Annotated in this window: 18 protein-coding genes; 1 reads left to right on the top strand and 17 read right to left on the bottom strand. The window is 64.9% G+C overall.

The features are described from left to right. Positions 1-5 precede the first annotated feature (5 nt). The 14 genes from ACTG4K_RS12775 to ACTG4K_RS12710 form a co-directional block, all read right to left on the bottom strand. On the bottom strand, positions 6-2,885 hold the full coding sequence (locus ACTG4K_RS12775) for a type I restriction endonuclease subunit R (protein ID WP_439114589.1): 2,880 nt from the start codon (positions 2,883-2,885) through the stop codon (positions 6-8). Positions 2,886-2,943: 58 nt separating this feature from the next. Beyond that, positions 2,944-4,719 carry an arsenical pump-driving ATPase gene (gene arsA / locus ACTG4K_RS12770; RefSeq protein ID WP_439114588.1) on the bottom strand — a complete coding sequence of 592 codons (1,776 nt, stop codon included), beginning with the start codon at positions 4,717-4,719 and terminating at the stop codon, positions 2,944-2,946. 71 nt (positions 4,720-4,790) lie between these two features. Further along, positions 4,791-6,191, bottom strand: a complete 1,401-nt coding sequence (locus ACTG4K_RS12765; RefSeq protein WP_439114587.1) for a HAMP domain-containing sensor histidine kinase — start codon at positions 6,189-6,191, stop codon at positions 4,791-4,793. Positions 6,192-6,332: 141 nt separating this feature from the next. Beyond that, entirely contained in the window at positions 6,333-7,034 is a 702-nt protein-coding gene (locus tag ACTG4K_RS12760) for a response regulator transcription factor (RefSeq protein WP_439114586.1), read from the bottom strand. A gap of 4 nt (positions 7,035-7,038) precedes the next feature. Continuing rightward, entirely contained in the window at positions 7,039-7,464 is a 426-nt protein-coding gene (locus ACTG4K_RS12755) for a hypothetical protein (protein ID WP_439114585.1), read from the bottom strand. A 25-nt stretch (positions 7,465-7,489) separates the two neighbouring features. Continuing rightward, the gene (locus ACTG4K_RS12750; RefSeq protein WP_439114584.1) at positions 7,490-7,960 is read right to left on the bottom strand and encodes a Spy/CpxP family protein refolding chaperone; all 471 of its coding nucleotides are present in this window, start codon (positions 7,958-7,960) and stop codon (positions 7,490-7,492) included. A 113-nt stretch (positions 7,961-8,073) separates the two neighbouring features. Beyond that, positions 8,074-9,072 carry an aldo/keto reductase gene (locus ACTG4K_RS12745; protein ID WP_439114583.1) on the bottom strand — a complete coding sequence of 333 codons (999 nt, stop codon included), beginning with the start codon at positions 9,070-9,072 and terminating at the stop codon, positions 8,074-8,076. Between the two features lie 106 nt (positions 9,073-9,178). Next, positions 9,179-10,129 carry a Gfo/Idh/MocA family oxidoreductase gene (locus tag ACTG4K_RS12740; RefSeq protein ID WP_439114582.1) on the bottom strand — a complete coding sequence of 317 codons (951 nt, stop codon included), beginning with the start codon at positions 10,127-10,129 and terminating at the stop codon, positions 9,179-9,181. Between the two features lies 1 nt (position 10,130). Further along, positions 10,131-11,009, bottom strand: coding sequence for a class III extradiol dioxygenase subunit beta (locus ACTG4K_RS12735; RefSeq protein ID WP_439114581.1), 879 nt, complete (start codon positions 11,007-11,009; stop codon positions 10,131-10,133). A 1-nt stretch (position 11,010) separates the two neighbouring features. Continuing rightward, on the bottom strand, positions 11,011-11,436 hold the full coding sequence (gene ligA / locus ACTG4K_RS12730; protein WP_439114580.1) for a protocatechuate 4,5-dioxygenase subunit alpha: 426 nt from the start codon (positions 11,434-11,436) through the stop codon (positions 11,011-11,013). A 2-nt stretch (positions 11,437-11,438) separates the two neighbouring features. Then, complete coding sequence (locus ACTG4K_RS12725) at positions 11,439-12,371, bottom strand: amidohydrolase family protein (RefSeq protein WP_439114579.1); 933 nt, start codon at positions 12,369-12,371, stop codon at positions 11,439-11,441. A gap of 120 nt (positions 12,372-12,491) precedes the next feature. Beyond that, a complete protein-coding gene (ligK, locus tag ACTG4K_RS12720; RefSeq protein ID WP_439114578.1) occupies positions 12,492-13,175 on the bottom strand; it encodes a 4-carboxy-4-hydroxy-2-oxoadipate aldolase/oxaloacetate decarboxylase in 684 nt (227 codons plus the stop codon). 133 nt (positions 13,176-13,308) lie between these two features. Further along, positions 13,309-14,355, bottom strand: a complete 1,047-nt coding sequence (locus ACTG4K_RS12715) for an amidohydrolase family protein (RefSeq protein WP_439114577.1) — start codon at positions 14,353-14,355, stop codon at positions 13,309-13,311. 44 nt (positions 14,356-14,399) lie between these two features. Then, entirely contained in the window at positions 14,400-15,110 is a 711-nt protein-coding gene (locus tag ACTG4K_RS12710) for a substrate-binding domain-containing protein (protein ID WP_439114576.1), read from the bottom strand. Between the two features lie 87 nt (positions 15,111-15,197). Between ACTG4K_RS12710 and ACTG4K_RS12705 the strand changes: the two genes are divergently transcribed. Beyond that, entirely contained in the window at positions 15,198-16,106 is a 909-nt protein-coding gene (locus ACTG4K_RS12705) for a LysR substrate-binding domain-containing protein (protein ID WP_439114575.1), read from the top strand. A gap of 16 nt (positions 16,107-16,122) precedes the next feature. Here ACTG4K_RS12705 and ACTG4K_RS12700 read toward each other — a convergent pair whose 3' ends face one another. From ACTG4K_RS12700 to ACTG4K_RS12690, 3 genes are all read right to left on the bottom strand, one after another. Beyond that, positions 16,123-17,097 carry an AEC family transporter gene (locus ACTG4K_RS12700; RefSeq protein WP_439114574.1) on the bottom strand — a complete coding sequence of 325 codons (975 nt, stop codon included), beginning with the start codon at positions 17,095-17,097 and terminating at the stop codon, positions 16,123-16,125. Between the two features lie 168 nt (positions 17,098-17,265). Continuing rightward, positions 17,266-18,582, bottom strand: coding sequence for a TRAP transporter large permease (locus ACTG4K_RS12695; RefSeq protein WP_439114573.1), 1,317 nt, complete (start codon positions 18,580-18,582; stop codon positions 17,266-17,268). Between the two features lie 2 nt (positions 18,583-18,584). Continuing rightward, positions 18,585-19,106: a TRAP transporter small permease gene (locus tag ACTG4K_RS12690; protein WP_439114572.1), complete on the bottom strand. Its 522-nt coding sequence runs from the start codon at positions 19,104-19,106 to the stop codon at positions 18,585-18,587. Between the last annotated feature and the right edge of the window lie 55 nt (positions 19,107-19,161).

Here is a 19,161-nt window from a genome sequence, read left to right as displayed (position 1 = left end):
CTCCCTCACGCCACCAGCTCCCGGTTCAGCTCATCCATCACCTGCACCAGCTGTTCGCCAAACAGCTGGTGCACGCGGCCCAGGCCGCCTTGCTGGCTGAAGGGGGCGTAGTCGAAGTCTTCCAGTTCAATGCCGAGGTTGGCGGCGATGTGGTCGCGGATCATTTCTAGCCAGTGAATTTGTTCTTGTGTGAAGGTGGGATGCGGGGAGCCCTCACCCCTGCCCTCTCCCGCAGGCGGGAGAGGGAGTGAATTCTGCTGCGCCAGCCAGGCCTTGAAGTTGGCCTGCACGCGCTCGGGGTACGGCACCAGTTCGTTGTCTTGCTGCATGGCAAAGCGCACCAGGCTGACGATGTCGGTGAGCAGCCGTTTCTGGTGGCTCCCTTTCACCTTGCCTTTTTGCAGCGCGGCGTAGGCCTGCCAGAGAGCGCTTTCGTCGATGAGGTGCGGCGGGGCGTGCAGCGCGTCGGCGAGAAGCCGGATGTCTTCAAACTTGAGCGGCGCGCGCACCGGGCGGTTGTAGAGGATTTGCAGCGCGGTGATTTCGTCTTTGTGCTGCTGGATGAAGGCTTCGAAGCTTTGCACCAGTTGCTGGGCGCGGTCGCTGGCTTCGGTGAAACCGGCGCCGATCAGTTCGTCTTTGGTGATGGTGTCGATGACGAGGTCGGCTTTCTGCTTGAGCTTCAAGATCAGCTCGCGCAGCGCGGGGTTGGCCAGGGGCTCGGTAGCGTGTTGCAACGCGGCTTCGGCCTGCTGGGGCGGGGTGTCTTCGTCGCGCGCGGTTTCCAGCGCCTGCACCAGGCCGCGGGCGATGTCGCGCAGGCTTTTGCCCCCGCTGGCCTCCATCACCCTGGCCTGGTCGGCGTCGCTCACGTCGCGGTCCAGCCGGGTCAGGCGCACGGCCACGCTGCTGATGACGTCGCCCTCCACATTGCCCAGGGCCACGGCCTGCAGCAGTTTGTCCAGCGGCACGGCTTTTTGGCTGTCCATGGGGCGGCTGTCGGTCTTGTCGCGTTCGCACACGCCCACGCAGTCGACGATGACGAAGTGGTCTTTGCGCACGTGTTCGCCGGGGTTGACGCTGCGCAGATCGTCATCTCTGCACACGCGCACGCCACGGCCTTTCATCTGTTCAAAGAAGCTGCGGCTTTTGACGCTGCGCATGAACATGACGATTTCCACCGGCTTGATGTCGGTGCCGGTGGCGATCATGTCCACCGTGACGGCCACGCGCGGGTAGTAGGCGGTGCGGAAGTCTTTGATGAGCTGTTCGGGGCTGGTGCCGGTCGTTCTGTAAGTGATCTTCTGGGCGAATTCGTTGCCGCGGCCAAACTCCTCGCGCAAGATTTCGACGATTTTTTCGGCGTGGTTGTCGTCTTTGGCAAAGACCAGGGTCTTGGGCAGCTCGCTGCGCTGCGGGAACAGCTCGGCCTGCCAGCGGTCGCGCAGCGTGCGCACCACGGTGCGGATCTGGTCAGGCGTCTGCACGGCGCGGTCCAGCTCTTCGGGGCGGTATTCAAAGTCGTCGTCGAGCTGCCAGGCGGTCTTGCGGCGGGTGGCTTTGTCTTGCGTTTCCAACCAGTAGCCTTTGTCCACCCTGGCGCCCTGCTCGGTCACTTCGGTTTTGATGCGGTAGACGTCGTAGTTGACGTTGACGCCGTCGGCCACGGCCTGGGCGTGGCCGTATTCCATGACCAGGTTCTGGTTGAAGAAGCCGAAGGTCTGTTTGTTGGGCGTGGCGGTGAGGCCGATGAGGTAGGCGTCAAAGTACTCCAGCACCTGGCGCCACAGGTTGTAGATGCTGCGGTGGGCTTCGTCGGTGATGACGATGTCGAAGCTCTCGATGGGCAGGGCCGGGTTGTAGCCAATGGGTTCGGGGTCTTTGAACAAGCCGCCCTCACCCCCGCCCTCTCCCGCAAGCGGGAGAGGGAGAAAAGACACTTCGTCGTCTTCTTCGGCCAGCTCCCGGCCCTTGAGCAGGCTGAACATGCGCTGGATGGTGCAGATGACCACGCGGGCGTTCTTGTCCACCTGGCTGCTTTGCAGGTGCTGGACGATGAACTCTTCGCCGAACTTGTAGGCGTTGTGCGGGCTGGCGTACGCGTCGAACTCTTTCTTGGTCTGGCGCGCGAGGTTGCCCCGGTCCACCAGAAAGAGCACGCGGCGCGCCCCACCGAACTTGATGAGCCGGTAGATGGCGCTGATGGCGGTGAAGGTCTTGCCGCTGCCGGTGGCCATCTGGATGAGGGCGCGCGGCTTGTTGGCGGCCAGGCTCTTCTCCAGGTTGTTGATGGCGGTGATCTGCGCGGGCCAGAGCTTGAAGTGGGCGCCGCCCTGGCCCCATTCGGTGACCAGCGGGGGACGGTGTTGCAAACGGGCGAGGAATGTGCCGCTGGGCAGGTAACTCGCCGGCGGTTCGTCGGTGGGCTGGGTGCCCGGTGCGATGTGGTTGGGAGACGCAGGCACCGCCGTTTGCAGCCACTGCACCAGCATCTCTGGCCGAAAAAAGGCAAACAGCGGGCGGGCACGGGGCGACGGGTCGAGCCCGTTGGTGAAACGGGTTTCGACCCCGGTGGACTCAAACACGAAGGGCAGCGGCCGGCGCCAGGCGGGAAGGCTGGCCGGCAGGCCCTGGGCGTAGCGGGCGCTTTGCACTTCCACGCCGCTGAGGGTGGCGCCGGCTTTCTTGGCTTCGATCACGCCGCACGCCTTGCCGTTGACGTAGAGCAGGTAGTCGGTAAAGCCGTGGCCGGGGTTGAGCGGGAACTCGCGAATAGCGACACCGGCAGCCGCGCGAATGTTGGCGCTGGCCACATCGCACACGTGCCAGTCCGCTGCGATGAGCAGCGCGTCAATGGTCTGGCGGGCGCGGGCCTCGGGCGTCATTCAGTCGGCTTTATCGTTGTTTCCTCTTGTTGCATTCTAGGGGGCCACCGCCGAGCCACTAAACCAAACGTGCCAAGGCCTGCACGCCCACCGGCGGCTCGGGCAACCAGGGCAACACAAAGGTGCGCTTGGCCAAGCCGGTGGCAATGCGTTCGCTCTGGCGCACCTCGCCTGCCAGCCGCGCTTGCAGCAGGGGGTCGGCCGTGCCGGTGGCGGCCATGCTTTTGTTGATCACCCAGGCCCAGGGTTCAATCTTCGCGCGGCGCAGGTCGTCTTGCAGGGCGGCGGCCTGGCTGACGGGCGTCACTTCGGGCAGGGTGACGATGATCACGCGCGTCATGCTGCCGTCTTGCAGGCGCATGAGCGGCGTGATGATGTGCAGACCCTGGCCTTCGGTCTTGCCTTCGTATTGCTGCACCATCTGGCGGTGGTAGGCGCCGGTGGCGTCCATCAGCAGCAGGCTGTGGCCGGTGGGTGCGGTGTCGAGCACCACGAACGACGAACGCGCTTCGTTGACGACGCGGCTGAAGGCGTGGAACACGGCCACTTCTTCGGTGCAGGGAGACTGCAGGTCTTCAAGCAGCAGGGCCTGGCCTTGCTCGTCCAGCGCCTTGCCGCGCGTGGCCATGATCTTGGCGATGTAGGCGGCGGTTTCGGCCTTGGGGTCGATGCGACCGACCTTGAGGCCGTTCAGACTGCCGTTCAGTGCGTCGGCCACATGGGCGGCCGGGTCGGTGGTGGTCAGGTGCACGCTGTGGCCGCGCTGCACCAGACCCACGGCGAGCGCAGCAGCAACCGTCGTTTTTCCCACGCCGCCTTTGCCCATGACCATGATGAGGCCGTGGCCCACAGCGGCGAGTTCGTCGACCATTTTCGGCAGCGGCTCGGCGGGCAGCACGGGGGCATCGGAAACCGCTGCAGGTGATGCCACGGCGCCCCCCTGCAGCAGCGCCCGCAGCGCGGGCAGGCCCACCGTGTCGAAGGCGCGCAGCGGCACTTCGTCGCGCGGCAGGCGGGCGAGCGCGTCGGGCATGTCCTGCAGCGCCTGGCGGCCCAGCGCTTCAATGGCCTGGGCCATGGGGTCTTGGGCGGCGGTGGCGTGAAACACGCCGTTGACGGCGAGGCGCTGGTTGCCCAGGCCCAGTTGGCTCAGCTCTTCGGCGGTGCGTGCGGCTTCTTGCATGGGCCGCGGGTCGGGCCGGGTCACCAGCACCACGGTGGTGAGCGCGGGGTTGCTCAACGCCTGCAGGGCGGCGTTGAAGCGGGCTTCTTGCATCTTCAGGCCCGAGTGCGGGCCCAGGCACGAGGCGCCGCGGTCGTTGCCAGCGAGGAAGCCGGTCCAGGCCTTGGGCAAGCTGAGCAGGCGCAAGGTGTGGCCGGTGGGCGCGGTGTCAAACACCACGTGGTCGTAAGCGCTTTCACCGCCCTCGCCCGCCAGCAAGGCGGCAAATTCGTCGAAGGCGGCGATCTCGGTGGTGCACGCGCCCGAGAGCTGTTCGCGCACGGTCTGGCGCTCTTCGTCGCTGGCGCTGGCTTCCAGCTGCGCCAGCACGCGCTGGCGGTAGGCCTCGGCGGCGGTGTCGGGGTCGATGTTGAGCATGTGCAGGCCCGGCACACCGGGCACCGCCACCGCCTGGTTGGACAGCGGCACGCCGAGCATTTCGTCCAGGTTGGAAGCGGCATCGGTGCTGACCAGCAGCACGCGCTTGCCCGCGTCGGCCAGAGCAATGGCGGTAGCGGTAGAGAGCGAGGTCTTGCCCACGCCGCCCTTGCCGGTGAAAAACAGGAAGCGGGTGGGGGTGGTGGCGAAGCCGGGCAGTGATGGCGTATTCATGTTTTCAGCATGGCACAGCCCGCCCGACCTGGGGCTGACACACGTCAAACCCGGCGCTCACGGTCAGCCACTCAAGCGCCCGGCAGCGTCACCGTGACGGCCAGCCCGGGCGCCGCATTGCGCACCGCCAACGTGCCGCCATGCGCCTGCGCCACCAGCTTGCACAGATACAGCCCCAGCCCCACGCCGCCCTGGGCGCGGGTGCGCGCGGTGTCGGGGCGGAAGAAGGGTTCGGCCAGGTGCGGCAGTTGGTCGGCCGGCACGCCGGGGCCGTGGTCGCGTACCTCAAGCTCAATGCCCTGGCCCACGGCGCGCAGGTGCAGTTCGGGCGGCAGCGGTGCGCCGGTGCTGTGGCGCAGCGCGTTGTCGAGCAGGTTGCGCAGCAGCAGGCGCATGCGGGCCGGGTCCAGCGGCAGCAGGGGCAGGTGGGGGTCGGCTTGCAGGATGATCTCGGGCCTGACATCGGCGCGCACGGGTTGGCGGGCCAGCACCTCGGCCACCACCTCTTGCGCCAGCACAGCCAGCGCCACCGGCTCGCGCTGCAGCGCGGTGTGGTTGGCCGCCAGGCGCTCGCTTTCCAGCAAATCGGTGATGAGGCCGGCCATTTCCTGCAGGTCGCGCAGCAGGGCCTGGCGCTGCGGGTTCACCTCGGCGGTTTCGGGCAGCAGCTCGGTATTGAGCCGGGCGCGGGTGAGCGGGCTGCGCAGTTCGTGGCTGATGGCGAGCAGCAAAGCGCGCTTGGCTTCCAGCATGCGGTGGATGTCGCGCCCCATGGTGTTGATGGTGAGGGCGAGTTCACCCAGTTCGTCGTGGGCCTTGCAGCAGCGCTCGGGTATGGGCTGGCTGAAGTCGCCCGCGCCAAAGCGGCGCGCACCCGCCCCGATGGCGTCCAGCGGCTTGAGCAGGCGCCGCACATACAGCCAGGCCAGCAGCGTGAGCAAGAGCAGCGCCGTGAGCGCGAAGCCAATGAGGCGCGGGCGGCGCTCAAACACGTCTTCGTTGATGCCAAATTCGATGATGTGGCCGTCGGCCGTGGTGCGCTTCAAAATGCGTTGCCAGTCTTTTCCACCACCCCAGTTTTCGTGTTGCCAACGCTGGGCTTCGCCGTCGCTATCGCCGGCCTCGCTGCCCCCGCGCTGCCATTCGGGCTGGTGCTGATCGGGGTGCGAAGCCCAGCGCACCTGCGGGCCATCTATGCGCACGGTGAGCGGCAAGCGCTCGGTCATCGCATGCGCGCGTTCCACATTGGGCAGTCCTTGGCTGGTGATGTCGCCCGCCAGCCGGTCCACATAGTCCATGAGCAGCGGGCGCGCCGCTTCGCGCCAACCCACAGAAAATGCCTTTTGCGCGCCGGTGAAAAACACGAAGGTCATGGCTGCCGCCAGCAGCAGAAACACCAGCACCAAACGCAGCTTGATGGAGTGGGCGATGCGCTGTTTGGCGCGCTTCCAGGACGAGGGCGGGGAGTTCATGGCGTATTCGTTTTGCAAGGCGCCGCAGGGCCCAACCCGCGCACGCAGTGGCACAGCCCAGGGCACCGCCTGGCTGACTTTGCCGGCTGGCTGGTGCCGCCCCCTCGGGGGTGGCGCGGGGCGCTGCGGGCGTGATTCACGTCAAACAGGCCGGCGGCGCAAGGCCAGCGAGTAGCCGGCGTTGCGCAGGGTTTTGATGCAGTCCAGCGGCTCCAGTTTTTTGCGCAAGCGGCTCACCACAATGTCCACCGCGCGGGTGTACAGATCGGCCTCGTGGCCGCGCAGCTGGTTCAAGATGTCGTCGCGGCTGAACACCTTGCCGGGGTCGCGGGCCAGCAACAGCAGCAGCTCGTATTCGGTGCCGGTCAGCTCCACCTCGTGGCCTTGGCGTGTAACGCTGCGGCGCGCGGTGTCGATGTCCAGCCCGTCAAAGCGCAGCGTGGGGGCCGCGCTCTGGTGAACCGCCAGAGGTTGGCCCGGGGGCTTGCGCCGGCGCAGCACCGTCTGAATGCAGGCCACCAGCTCGCGCGGCTCAAAGGGCTTGGGCAGGTAGTGGTCTGCGCCCAGCTCCAGCCCCACCACCCGGTCCATCACATCGCCCCGCGCGGTGAGCATGACGATGGGAATGTCGCTGTCTTTGCGGATGGTGCGGCAGAGTTCAAAGCCGTCCATCTCGGGCAGCATCACGTCCAGAATCGCTGCGTCAAACGGGTGGCTGCGCAGCAGCGCCAGGCCCTCGCTGGGGCGCGTGGCGTGGGTGAGCTGCAGCTCGAAACGCTGGAAATACGTAGCCAGCGGCGGCCCCAATTGCTCGTCGTCATCGATCAGCAGGATGCGGTTCATGGAGTCATTCTGACAGGCGCCCCAGCGTTCTTTCACGGGAGGTGAACGGCCGGGGCTCCACCGTTTCGCGGGTGGCGGCCCCCCAAGAGACCGTTTCGCCTTGGGGCTGCCCGGCGGGGAATCGTGTTGTCTGGGCTGCCGCTGCGCGGTGCCGCAAGATCAGGCGGCGCAGCCGGTGTTGAACCGGAGCGCCCAGGGTGTCAAAACGGTCGGCCGCCGAGAGCAGCGCCGGCAACACCGGCAGCGCTTGGGCCGGTTGCTGTTGCGAGAGCCGCGACCAGAGGTCGATCGCGTGCTGTCGGTCAAAGCGCGGGCCCCACACCAGGGCCAGCAGCTCGGCGTGGGGGTCTTCAGCCCCGGCCAGCAAGGCCGGGCCATGGGCCCTGCTCTGCTGCGCCAGGTGGTGAATGGGAGCGAATGCGGGCGACATGGCGGCTGCTTTCAGACCGCAGCAATCAGCCCCGACCCCACCAGCCGTGGCCGCGCTTGTCCATGCGCTCGCGCACCTGCTTTTGCTGCTCGGCGTTCAAGCTGTCGTAAAAATCGCCAAAGGCGCTGAGCATCTTGGGGCCGTTGCCTTGCATCACCTGCATTTTCTGGTCCAGCAGGGCCTGGGCTTTGGTGCGGTCAAACTTGTCGCTGGCCACCAGCGCTTTCAGGTCGGCGCGCGGGTCGGCACCTTCGCCCCGAAAAGCCTTGCGCGAGGCAATCATTTCGTCGGCCAGCACCCCGAGCTTCTGCTTTTGCTCGGCGTTGAGTTCGAGCTTGCTGCTGACCTTGTCAATCACTTTGCCACGCATCTCGGTCACGCGGTCTTCGCTCCAGCCGCGGGCATGGTCGCCCCGAGAGCCGCAGGCGCTGAGGCCACCCAAAACGACGGTGGCGGCGGTGAGGCCAATGAGGGTGCGTTTGATCCAGGTTTTCATGACGGTGGTCCTTTCAAAGACGTGTTGAACATGACCGTCATGGTGCCCGCGCACCGCAGGCGCTGGGTGTCAGCGCGGTTGCGGTTTATGTCGTTTTGTTTCAGCCCGTCGGCTCAAAACACCTCGGTGTCCACCTCGCTGTTGGCTTGCGCGTTGTAGCGATCACCGTGCACGGTGTGCTGGTTGATCAGTGCGTTCAGGCGGGCCAACACGTCGCTGCTCAGCACCACGTTGGCGGCGCCCAGGTCGTCCAGCAGATGGTCCACGCGGGTGGTGCCGGGTATGGGCAAGATGTCGTCGCCCTGGTGCAGCAGCCATGCAATGGCCAGCTGTGATGGCGTGCAGCCCACCTCGGCCGCGATGGCGCCATAAGCCGGCAGCAGCGCCATGTTGCGCGCATGGTTTTCTGGCGCAAAGCGCGGCATGCTGCGGCGGATGTCTTTGGCGTCAAAGGCACTCACGTCCATCGGTGCGCACAAAAAGCCGCGCGCCACCGGGCTGAAGGCCACGAAACTCACGCCCAGCTCGCGGCAGGCCTGCAGCACCGCAATCTCGGGGTTGCGCGTCCACAGCGAATACTCGGTTTGCAGCGCAGCAATGGGGTGTTCGGCGTGGGCCTTGCGCAGCGTGGCGGCCGAGACTTCGCTCAGGCCGATGCTGCGGATCTTGCCCGCGCGCACCAGGTCGCCCAACGCGCCCACGCTTTCTTCAACGGGCACCTGCTTGTCCCAGCGGTGCAAGTAATACAGGTCGATCACGTCGGTCTGCAGGCGCTTCAAGGCGTCTTCGCAGGTGGCCTTGATCGTGTCGGGCCGCCCGTCGATCACACGCACCTTCACGCCATCGGCGTTGGGCACGCCCTGCATGCCACATTTGCTGGCCAGTGTGAACTTCGAGCGGTGTTTCGAGAGGTATTTGCCCAGCAGTGTTTCGCTGGCGCCAAAGCCGTAAAGCGCCGCTGTGTCGAAGTGCGTCACACCCGCGTCCAGCGCGGCCAGCAGCACGCGTTCGGCCTGTTGTTCGGACACCGGTGCGCCGTAGGCGTGGCAAATGTTCATGCAGCCCAGGCCGATGGCGCTGACGCTGAAGGGGCCGAGTTGGCGTTGTTGCATTTTTTTGTTTCCTCGTGACGCGCAAAAAGGGGTCAGAGCACATCACCGCTGCGCGGCGAGTGGTCTGACCCCATTGTGCTTTGAGCGATCAATCCGTCGGGATCAATCAGGCATTGAGTTGCTGTTCCAGGTTATGCAGCACCTGGTAGCAGTTGAACACCTTGGCCACGCTCGAATTCGGCTCGCGGCCCTCTTGGATGGCGGCGAAGAACTCGCGGTCTTGCAGTTCGATGCCGTTCATGGAGACGGCCACCTTCGACACGTCAATCTTCTCTTCCCTGCCGGTGAACAGGTCGTCGTAGCGCGCAATGTAGGTCGCTGTGTCGCCGATGTAGCGGAAGAAGGTGCCCAGCGGGCCGTCGTTGTTGAACGAGAGGCTCAGCGTGCAGATGGCGCCGTTGGCGGCCTTGAGCTGGATGCTCATGTCCATGGCAATGCCCAGGGCCGGGTGGATCGGGCCCTGGATGGCGTTGGCCTGCACGATCGGGCTGTTGCACTGGTAGGCGAACAGGTCCACGGTGTGGGCGGCGTGGTGCCACAGCAGGTGGTCGGTCCAGCTGCGGGCCTGGCCCAGCGCGTTGGTGTTGGTGCGGCGGAAAAAGAAGGTCTGCACATCCATCTGCTGGATGTTGAAGCGGCCCGCTGTGATTTCCTGGTTCACATACTGATGGCTGGGGTTGAAGCGGCGGGTGTGGCCGCACATGGCCACCAGGCCGGTCTGCTTCTGCAGCGCCACCACGTCTTCGGCACCCTTGAGGCTGTCGGCCAGCGGGATCTCGACCTGCACGTGCTTGCCAGCCTTCAGGCAGGCCAGGGTCTGCTCGGCGTGCATCTGCGTCGGTGTGCAGAGGATGACCGCGTCGACTTCCTTCATCGCCAGGCTGTCTTCGAGCCTGGTGGTGACGTGGCCGATGCCGTATTGGGCTGCGACTTCCTTGGTCTTGTCCAGGTCGCGGCTGATCAGCGACACGACTTCAACGCCGTCGATGTTTTTGATGCCGTCCAGGTGCTTGATGCCGAAGGCGCCGGCGCCGGCGAGGGCTACTTTGATGGTCATGTCAGTTGTTCTCCAGGATGAGATGGCCCACGGCGGTGTTGCTGGCAGGCACATGGTAGAAGCGGTGCTTCACGGTCGGCGCAGGCCCCTGCACCTTGCCGTCGACGATGTCGGACATGGCGCCGCGGGCGATCAGCCACATCACGAGTTCGATGCCTTCGCTGCCGGCTTCGCGCACGTAGTCGATGTGCGGCGTGTTGGCGCAGGCCACCGGGTCGGCAATCATCTGGTCGAGCCAGGCGTTGTCCCACGCGCGGTTGATGAGGCCGGCGCGCGCGCCCTGCAACTGGTGGCTCATGCCGCCCGTGCCCCAGATGTGCACATTCAGGTCTTCGTCATAACTTTCCACCGCCTTGCGGATGGCCTGGCCGAGCATGAAGCAGCGCTTGCCCGAGGGCACGGGGTACTGCACCACGTTCACCGCGAACGGGATCACCGGGCAGGGCCAGGCATCCTTGACCGGATCGAGCTCGCCGCACATCAGCGACAGCGGCACGGTCAGGCCGTGGTCCACGTCCATCTTGTTGACGATGGTGAGGTCAAAGTCCTGCTGGATCACGCTCTGCGCGATGTGCGAGGCCAGATCCGGGTGGCCGACAACCTTGGGCACCGGGCGCGGGCCCCAGCCCTCGTCGGCCGGCGTGAACTCGGCGGCCGTGCCGATGGCGAAGGTGGGAATCATCTCCAGACTGAAGGCCGTGGCGTGGTCGTTGTAGACGAGGAAGATGACGTCGGGCTTGTTGTCCTTCATCCACTGCTTGGAGAAGTCGTAGCCAGCGAACACGGGTTTCCAGTAGTCCTCTTGCGTCTTGCCCAGGTCCAGCGCCGCCCCGATGGCGGGCACGTGCGAGGTAAAAACGGATGCGGTGATGCGTGCCATGTCAGTGCTTTCCTTGGGGTTGCCGGTGCGCCTGTGCGTCGCCGTCTTCGCCGACAACGCGGTTGCCTTCGACGCTGCGCCCGCCCTTGATCATCATGTCGCGGTATTCGGTTTCGGTCATGCCGGTCATGGAGCCCGCCATCTGCTGGAAGCTCTTGCCGTCGGTGGCGCCGATCTTGGCGAGAAAATAGATGTTGCCGCCGGTGCGCATGCACCAGTTGAGATCGCGCGCGAGCACGGCCTGCTTCTGCTCTTCGGTCATCGGCCATTCGTCCAGGTAGGCGCGCTGGTCGGCCTTGAAACGCTCGCGGTTTTCAGCCTTCATAAGCGACATGCAGAACTGGTTGAGCCAGTAGCCTTTGCGCGATTGCTCGGCGTCAAAGATGATCGTGCCGGGCACGTCTTGGTAGGGTTTATCGAGTGCCATGTTCAAACCTCCTCTGGCCAATAAAGTTTCATGGGGTTCGTTACCAGCAACTTCTTTTGAAGCTCGGCGGTCGGCGCAATGTGCGGAATAAAGTCCACCAGCAAACCGTCATCGGGCATGTGGTCTTTCAGGTTGGGGTGCGGCCAGTCGGTGCCCCAGAGCACGCGGTCAGGGAACTGCTCGACGATGCGTTTCGCAAACGGGATCACATCGGTGTACGCATTCTGCTCGCCGTTCAGTGCCTTGGGGCCGGTGACCGACAGGCGCTCGGGGCAGCTCACCTTGCTCCACACGTTGGTGTGCTCGCGCATGAACTTTTCGAACAGCGCGAACTGCGGGCCGTCCACCGGCAGCGACACATCGGGCCGACCCATGTGGTCCACCACCACGGTGGTGGGCAGCGCGGTGAAGAAGTCCCACAGCTCGGGCAGGTCCACTGCCTCAAAGTAGATGACCACGTGCCAGCCCAGCTTGGCGATGCGGCCGGCGATCTCCATCAACTCGTCCTTGGGCGTGAAGTCCACCAGGCGCTTGACGAAGTTGAAGCGCACCCCGCGCACACCGGCCGCATGCAAGGCCTGCAGCTCTTCGTCTGTGATCGAGCGCTTGACGGTGGCCACGCCACGCGCCTTGCCGCCGCTGGACAGGCAGGCATCCACCATGGCGCGGTTGTCGGCGCCGTGGCAGGTGGCCTGCACCACCACGTTGCGGGCAAAGCCCAGGTGGTCGCGCAGCGCATACAACTCGTGCTTCGATGCATCGCAGGGCGTGTACTTGCGCTCGGGCGCGTAGGGGAACTCGCCGCCAGGGCCGAACACATGGCAGTGGGCGTCCACTGCGCCGGCGGGCAGTTGAAAGCGGGGCTTGGACGGGCCGGTGTACCAGTCCATCCAGCCTGCGGTTTTGGTGAAGTCACCGGAAGTGGGTTTAGTCATTTGCAAATCCCTCTGCGTGAAGTGAACCTATCAAGAAACACCGCGGAACCGGCTTTGCCGGGCCGCTGGTGTTGCCCCCTTGAGGGGGTCGCGCGCAGCGCGGCAGGGGTGAATCCAAGTTCAATCGATGTATTTCAAGCCAGCAGCGGCCAGCGGCTCGCGCATCTTGTACATGTCCAGCCCCAGGATGCCGGAAGCCAGCTTGTCGCGCTTCTCGCCCTCGAAGCTCTCGCGCTTGATCGCGGCGGCCAGCGTCTCGGCCGCACGCGCGGCGGGCACGCAGACCACGCCATCGTCGTCCGCCACGATCACGTCGCCGGGCGTCACCAGCATGCCGGCGCAGACAATGGGGATGTTCACCGAGCCCAGCGTGGCCTTGATGGTGCCCTTGCTGCTGATGGCCTTGGACCAGACCGGGAAATTCATTTCCTTGAGCGTCTTCACGTCGCGCACACCGGCGTCAATGACCAGACCGCGGGCGCCCCGCGCCTGGAACGACGTGGCCAGCAGATCGCCGAAATAGCCATCGGTGCATTCGGCCGTGACGGTTGCGACCACGATGTCGCCTGGCTGAATTTGTTCGGCGGCCACGTGCATCATCCAGTTGTCACCGGGCTGCAGCAGCACGGTGATGGCCGTGCCCGAGACCTGCACACCGGTCTGGATCGGGCGCATATAGGGCTTGAGCAAACCCACGCGGCCCATGGCTTCGTGCACGGTGGCCGAGCCGAGGGCGGCCAGTCCATCGGCGGCTGCGCGGTCGGCGCGGTTGATGTTGCGGTAAACGACGCCCAGTTCGTACATATGGTTTTCTCCTTCGATGAGCGGCCTGCGGTGTGCGCGCGTTTTGCTTCGTGTCCCCCGCCCGCTTCGCGGGCTCCTCCTTGACCTACGCAAAACGCACACCCACCACATGCCAGGGTGGTGTGCTTACAAGTTACATGCCTTTGGATTTCAGGACCGCATCCAGCCGCGGGAACACACGCCGCGCGTTGCCTTCGTACACCTTGTAGCGGTCATCGCCCACGACGATGGTGCTGGCTTCGATGTAGCGCTTGGTGTCGTCGAAGTAATGGCCGGTCTCGGGGTCGATGCCGCGCACGGCGCCGATCATTTCCGAAGCAAACAGGATGTTGTCCACCGGGATCACCTTGGTCAGCAGGTCGATGCCCGGCTGGTGGTACACGCAGGTGTCAAAGAACACGTTGTTCAGCAGGTGGTCTTTGAGCAGGGGCTTCTTCAGCTCTTGCGCCAGGCCACGGAAGCGGCCCCAGTGGTAGGGCACCGCGCCGCCGCCGTGCGGCACGATGAACTTCAAGGTCGGGAAGTCCTTGAACAGGTCGCCCTGCATCAGCTGCATGAAGGCCGTGGTGTCGGCGTTCAGGTAGTGCGCACCGGTGGTGTGGAAGCAGGCGTTGCAACTGGTGCTCACGTGCACCATGGCCGGGATGTCGTACTCCACCATCTTCTCGTAGATGGGGTACCAGGCCCGGTCGGTCAGCGGCGGGCTGGTCCAGTGGCCACCCGAGGGATCGGGGTTGAGGTTCAGGCCGACGTTGCCGTACTGCTCCACGCACTTGACCAGTTCGGGAATGCAGGTGGCTGGGTCCACGCCAGGCGACTGCGGCAGCATCGCGGCGGGCACGAAATGGTCGGGGAACAGCTGCGAGACGCGGTAGCACAGCTCGTTGCAGATCGCGGCCCAGGTCGACGACACATTGAAGTCGCCGATGTGGTGCGCCATGAAGCTGGCGCGCGGGCTGAAGATGGTGATGTCCGAGCCGCGCTCTTTCATCAGACGCAGCTGGTTGGTCTCGATGGACTCGCGCAGTTCATCGTCGCTGATCTTGAGGTCGCTCACCTTCGGCATGGCGGCCGGGTCCTTGATGCCGGCGATCTGGGCATTGCGCCAGTTCTCCAGCGCCTTGGGCGCGGTGGTGTAGTGGCCGTGGCAGTCGATGATGAGGGGGGTTTTCTGGCTCATGGGGTGTCCTGTCGGTGCGGAGTGAACGGGTCAACGGAGAGAAATCAGGCGGGGTCCATGCCCTGGCGGCGTTTGGCTTCAGCGGCTTCGGTGGAGGCCATGAACGCGATCAGGGCGCGTGCCGCATCGGGTTGGGCGGCGTTGGCGCCCACGCCAGCGGTGAAGGTGGTGGTGATCTGAATGGCAGGCGGCAGCGGCCCCAGCAGCGTGATACCCTGCACGTGCAGCAGTTCGCTCAGCTGTTGAAAACCCAGCTCCACCTCGCCCCGCGCCACCAGCGTGCCCACCGGTACGCCAGGCGGGGCCTGCACGATGCGGTCGCGCACCGCGTCAGCAATTCCCCAGCGCTCAAACAAAGCCGCCAGGGCCACCCCGCTGGGGCCCGTGGAATAGCTGATGGTGCGCGCGGCCAGCACGGCCTGGCGCACGGCGTCTTCCGATCCGATATCGGGGGGAACGGCGCCGGCTTTCACGGCCACTGCTACCCCCGAATGCACCAGATCCACCAAGGTTCCCGGCACCAGTTTGCCTGCGGCCAACAGCTTTTGCATCGCGTCAGAAGCGAGCACCACCAGGTCAAACGCTTCGTCGGCCATGACGCGCCTGGCGGCGTCCACCCCCCCCACCGACTCGATGGCCACCGAGGCGCTGCTGCGCTGCCCGTAGGCAGACACCAGCTCGGCCAGCACCAGGCGGGTGGCCATGGAAGAAATGCCGCAAATCGGCTTGGAACCAGGCAGGGTGGTGGTAGACATGCGCCCCATTGTCGCCATCACCTGCCAAACCACAAGTGGAATACCATACTATTAGCCATTCCATTTTGATATATCAGAAACCCCGCCATGGACTTGAAACAGCTGGAGTACTTTGTGCGTGTGGCGGAGCTGGGCAGCTTCACCCGGGCCGCCGTGGCACTGGACGTGGCGCAGCCCGCGCTGTCGCGCCAGGTGCGGCTGCTGGAAGTGGAGCTGCGACAAAACCTGCTGCTGCGCAACGGCCGAGGAGCCACGCCCACCGAAGCGGGCAAGCTGCTGCTGGAGCATGGGCGCGGCATTCTGCACCAGGTCGAGCGCGCCCGCGAAGAGCTGGGCCGGGTGCGAGGCTCGCTCGCCGGACGCGTGGCCATTGGCCTGCCACCCAGTCTGGCGCGGGTGCTGACGGTGCCGCTCACACGGGCCTTTCGCGCCCAGCTGCCTGAGGCCAGCATCTCCATCAGCGAAGGCCTGTCGGTCACCATGCAGGAATGGCTGAGCACAGGCCGGCTCGACATTGCGGTGCTGTACAACGCGCAGCCCGCGCCCGAGATCGAAATCAGCCCGCTGCAAGACGAGGAATTGGTGCTGATACAGCCCCGCCCGCCCGGCTTGCCCGAAGACCCACCGCCTGGCCCCATTGCGCTGCGCGATGTGGCCGCGCTGCCGCTGGTGATTCCGAGCCGCCCCAACGCTGTGCGCATGCATGTGGAAACGGAAATGGCCAACATCGGTTGCAGGCCCATCGTGGCGCTGGAAATTGACGGTGTCTCGGCCATTCTCGACCTGGTCACCGACGGCGCTGGCGCAGCACTGCTCTCGCGCAACGCGGTGGCCAGCTCCATTCGCCCGTCAAGCTACCAGACGCGCCCCGTCTGCGAACCCGCATTGCGCACCCGCCTGTGCCTGGCCACCAGCTCGCTGCGGCCTGCCACGCTCACCCAGCAGACCACGCTGGCGCTGATACGCCAGACGCTTGAGGCGGTCAACGCGGCTTGAATGGGAACACCTGGCTTTATGCAGCCAGCCAGCCCGGGCTGTGGCGCATGAGCCATAGGACGCCGCTGAGGCTGAAAAACGACGCCGCCGTGGTGGCCAGCAGCGCGGCCGAGGTGAAGGCCTCAAACCCATGGCGCTGCGCCAAGATCGAATAAATACCCAGCATCGGCATGGCGGCCGACAGCACCGCCGCTGCCCGCAGGTCGCCGTCCACCGCCGGCAAACCCAGCAAGGGCAGCAACACCACCGCGGCCCACACCGACAGCGGGTGCAGCAGCAACTTGCCCAACGCAACCAGGGACACCTGCCGGCGCAGGCCTTTGACCTGCAGCCCCACCAGCGTGCCACCAATGATGAACAGGGCCAACCCACCGCTGGCCGCTGAAAACAGGGTCACGGTGCGGGCGAGCACCGAGGGCAGCGACCATCCGAACAACGACACCAGAAAGCCCGCCACTATGGCGACGATCATGGGGTTGCGCACCAGCCGCTCAGCGGTCTGGCGCAAGGTGTGCCCCAGAGAAACCCGCTCGCCGGGGTGCGCGCCCGCGTCGGCCACAGCAAACAAGAAAGGCAGCTTGAGGAGGTTTTCAACCAGCAGGTTGAGCGCCAACACCACACCCGCCAGCGGGCCAAACAGCAGCAGCATCACCGGGTAGCCCACATAGCCGCTGTTGGAACACGTCATGCCCATGGCCACGTAGGCACTTTCGGTCAGGCTTTTGCCCTGCACTTTCTGGGCAAACCACAGAGCGCTGAGCATCAACACCACGGAGCCCGCCGCGAACGCCACCAAATAACCGAGGTGGATCACCTCACCCAGTGGTCGCGAGGCCAGTGCATTGAACAGCAGCGCGGGCAACGCGATCTGGATGACGAACTTGCCAAATACGCGCATGTCGGCTTTGCTGAAGAGGTTCCAGCGCACACTGGCATAGCCGGCCGCGATACACAGGTAAATGGGACCGGTGATGGCCAGGATATCGAGCATAGGGATCGGTCTTTGTCGAAGGGGATTGGTGTGGTGGAGCCGCTCGAACGGGCGCAAGGCGCCCCTGGTATTGCCGCTTTATCGGCGCCCGAGCAACCAAGCAAAAGGGCTTGCACCGCAGTGCAAGCCCTCTAGGGTGGGTCACTTCTCAGGGGGCTCAGCAGCTGCCTAGAGCCGCAAGACAAACAGTGTGATGCCAGGGAAGGCCACCAGAATCGCGGTACGGATGAAGTCGCTGGCCACGAACGGCATGATGGCGCGGTAGGTCTGGGTGATGGGGGTGTCGCGCGCCATCGAGTTGATGACAAACAGGTTCATGCCCACCGGCGGCGTGATCAGTCCCACCTCCACCACGATCAGCACCAGGATGCCGAACCAGATGGCGAACTCTTCGGGAGGCAGACCGAAGTCGAGCACCGAAACGATGGGGAAAAACACCGGAATGGTCAGCAGGATCATGGACAGCGAGTCCATGAAGCAGCCCAACACCACATACAACAGCAGCACACAGACCAGCACCACCCACGGGTTCAGCCCCGACCCCGCCACCATTTGCGCCGCTTCTTGCGGCAGTTGTGAAAGCGCAAGGAAGGTGTTGTAGACGCCGGCACCCAACACGATCATGAAAATCATGCCGGTGGCTACCGCGGTACCCAGAATGGCGCCCATCAGGGTCTTGCGGTTGAGACCACCACTGAACCAGGCCGCCAGCCCGGTACCAAAGGCGCCGATGGCCGCACCCTCGGTGGGCGTGAACAGTCCGGTGTAGATACCACCCACGACCGCAATGAAAATAAGCATGACCGGCCACACCTTGGCGGTGGCAATCCACCGGTCTTTCATGGGCATGGGCGCCATGGAGCCCACTTCTTTGGGCCTCACCCGGGCATAAATCGCAATCACGATCATGTAACCAATGGCCGCCAGAAGGCCCGGCACGAACGCCGCCAGGAACAACTTGGCGATGTTCTGCTCGGTCAAGATGGCGTAAATCACCAGCACGACCGACGGCGGAATCAGAATACCCAGCGTGCCGCCGGCTGCCAACGCCGCCGTGGAGATGCCACCGGCGTAGCCCGCGCGCTTGAGCTCGGGCAGCGCCACCTGGCCCATGGTGGCCGCTGTGGCCAGCGACGAGCCGCAAATGGCGCCAAAGCCGGCGCAAGCACCCACAGCCGCCATGGCCACCCCCCCTTTGCGGTGGCCAATCCAGGCTTCAGCCGCCTTGAACAAGGCCTGGGACAAGCCACCCAACGCAGCAAACTGGCCCATGAGCAGAAACAGCGGGATGACCGACAGCGAATAGCTGGAGAAGGTGCTGTAGGTGACCTGCTTGAGTTGGTTCAGGATCGGCACATACGAGCCGTACACCACCCAGGCGCCAGCCAGACCGCACACCAGCATGGACAAGCCAATCGGAATGCGGATAAAGATCAGGAACAGCAGGACCGGGAAGGACCAGAGGGCGAGTTCAACGTTGCTCATGTTCAGTGTCCCGCGTTGGCTTCGGTGGTCCAGCCCTTGGGCTCAGACGCCAGACCCAGCTGGGTCAGGGTTTTGGCGATGTAGCAAGCGCAACCAATCACCGCACCCACGAAACACAGGGCATAGGCCCACCACACCGGCATCTGCAAGATGAAGGTGGTTTCCATGTATTCCTTCTTCTCCACCAGGCCGTCCCAGAGCTTCCAGGTCAGCATGAGCCAGACCAGCAGCATCAAGACGTCGCTGAGGGTGTCGATTGCCTTTTGCGCCCAGCGCGGCACATGCATGTAGAGCAAGTCCACCGTGGCATGGCCACCGCGCAGGTAGCACCAGGGCATGAAGAAAAAGATGGCAATGCCCACACCCACCTCGACCAGCTCAAAGTCGCCCGGCACCGGCCCCAAGCCCACACCAATCAGGGCACGCCCGGCCACACTGGCCACGACCATCAATGTCAGGGCACTTAACATCACACCGCCGGCCATCGCGGTCCATTTGGCGGTTCGGTAAATCCAGTCAATCATCAACGGGTCCTTGTGGTGAGTGGGCGCTGGGGGTGAGATTGTCTCCCAGACTGTT

The organism is Hydrogenophaga sp., from assembly GCF_965657535.1.
In the GTDB taxonomy this organism is placed as follows: Bacteria; Pseudomonadota; Gammaproteobacteria; order Burkholderiales; family Burkholderiaceae_C; genus Hydrogenophaga.
This window is presented reverse-complemented; position numbering and strand designations above follow the sequence as displayed.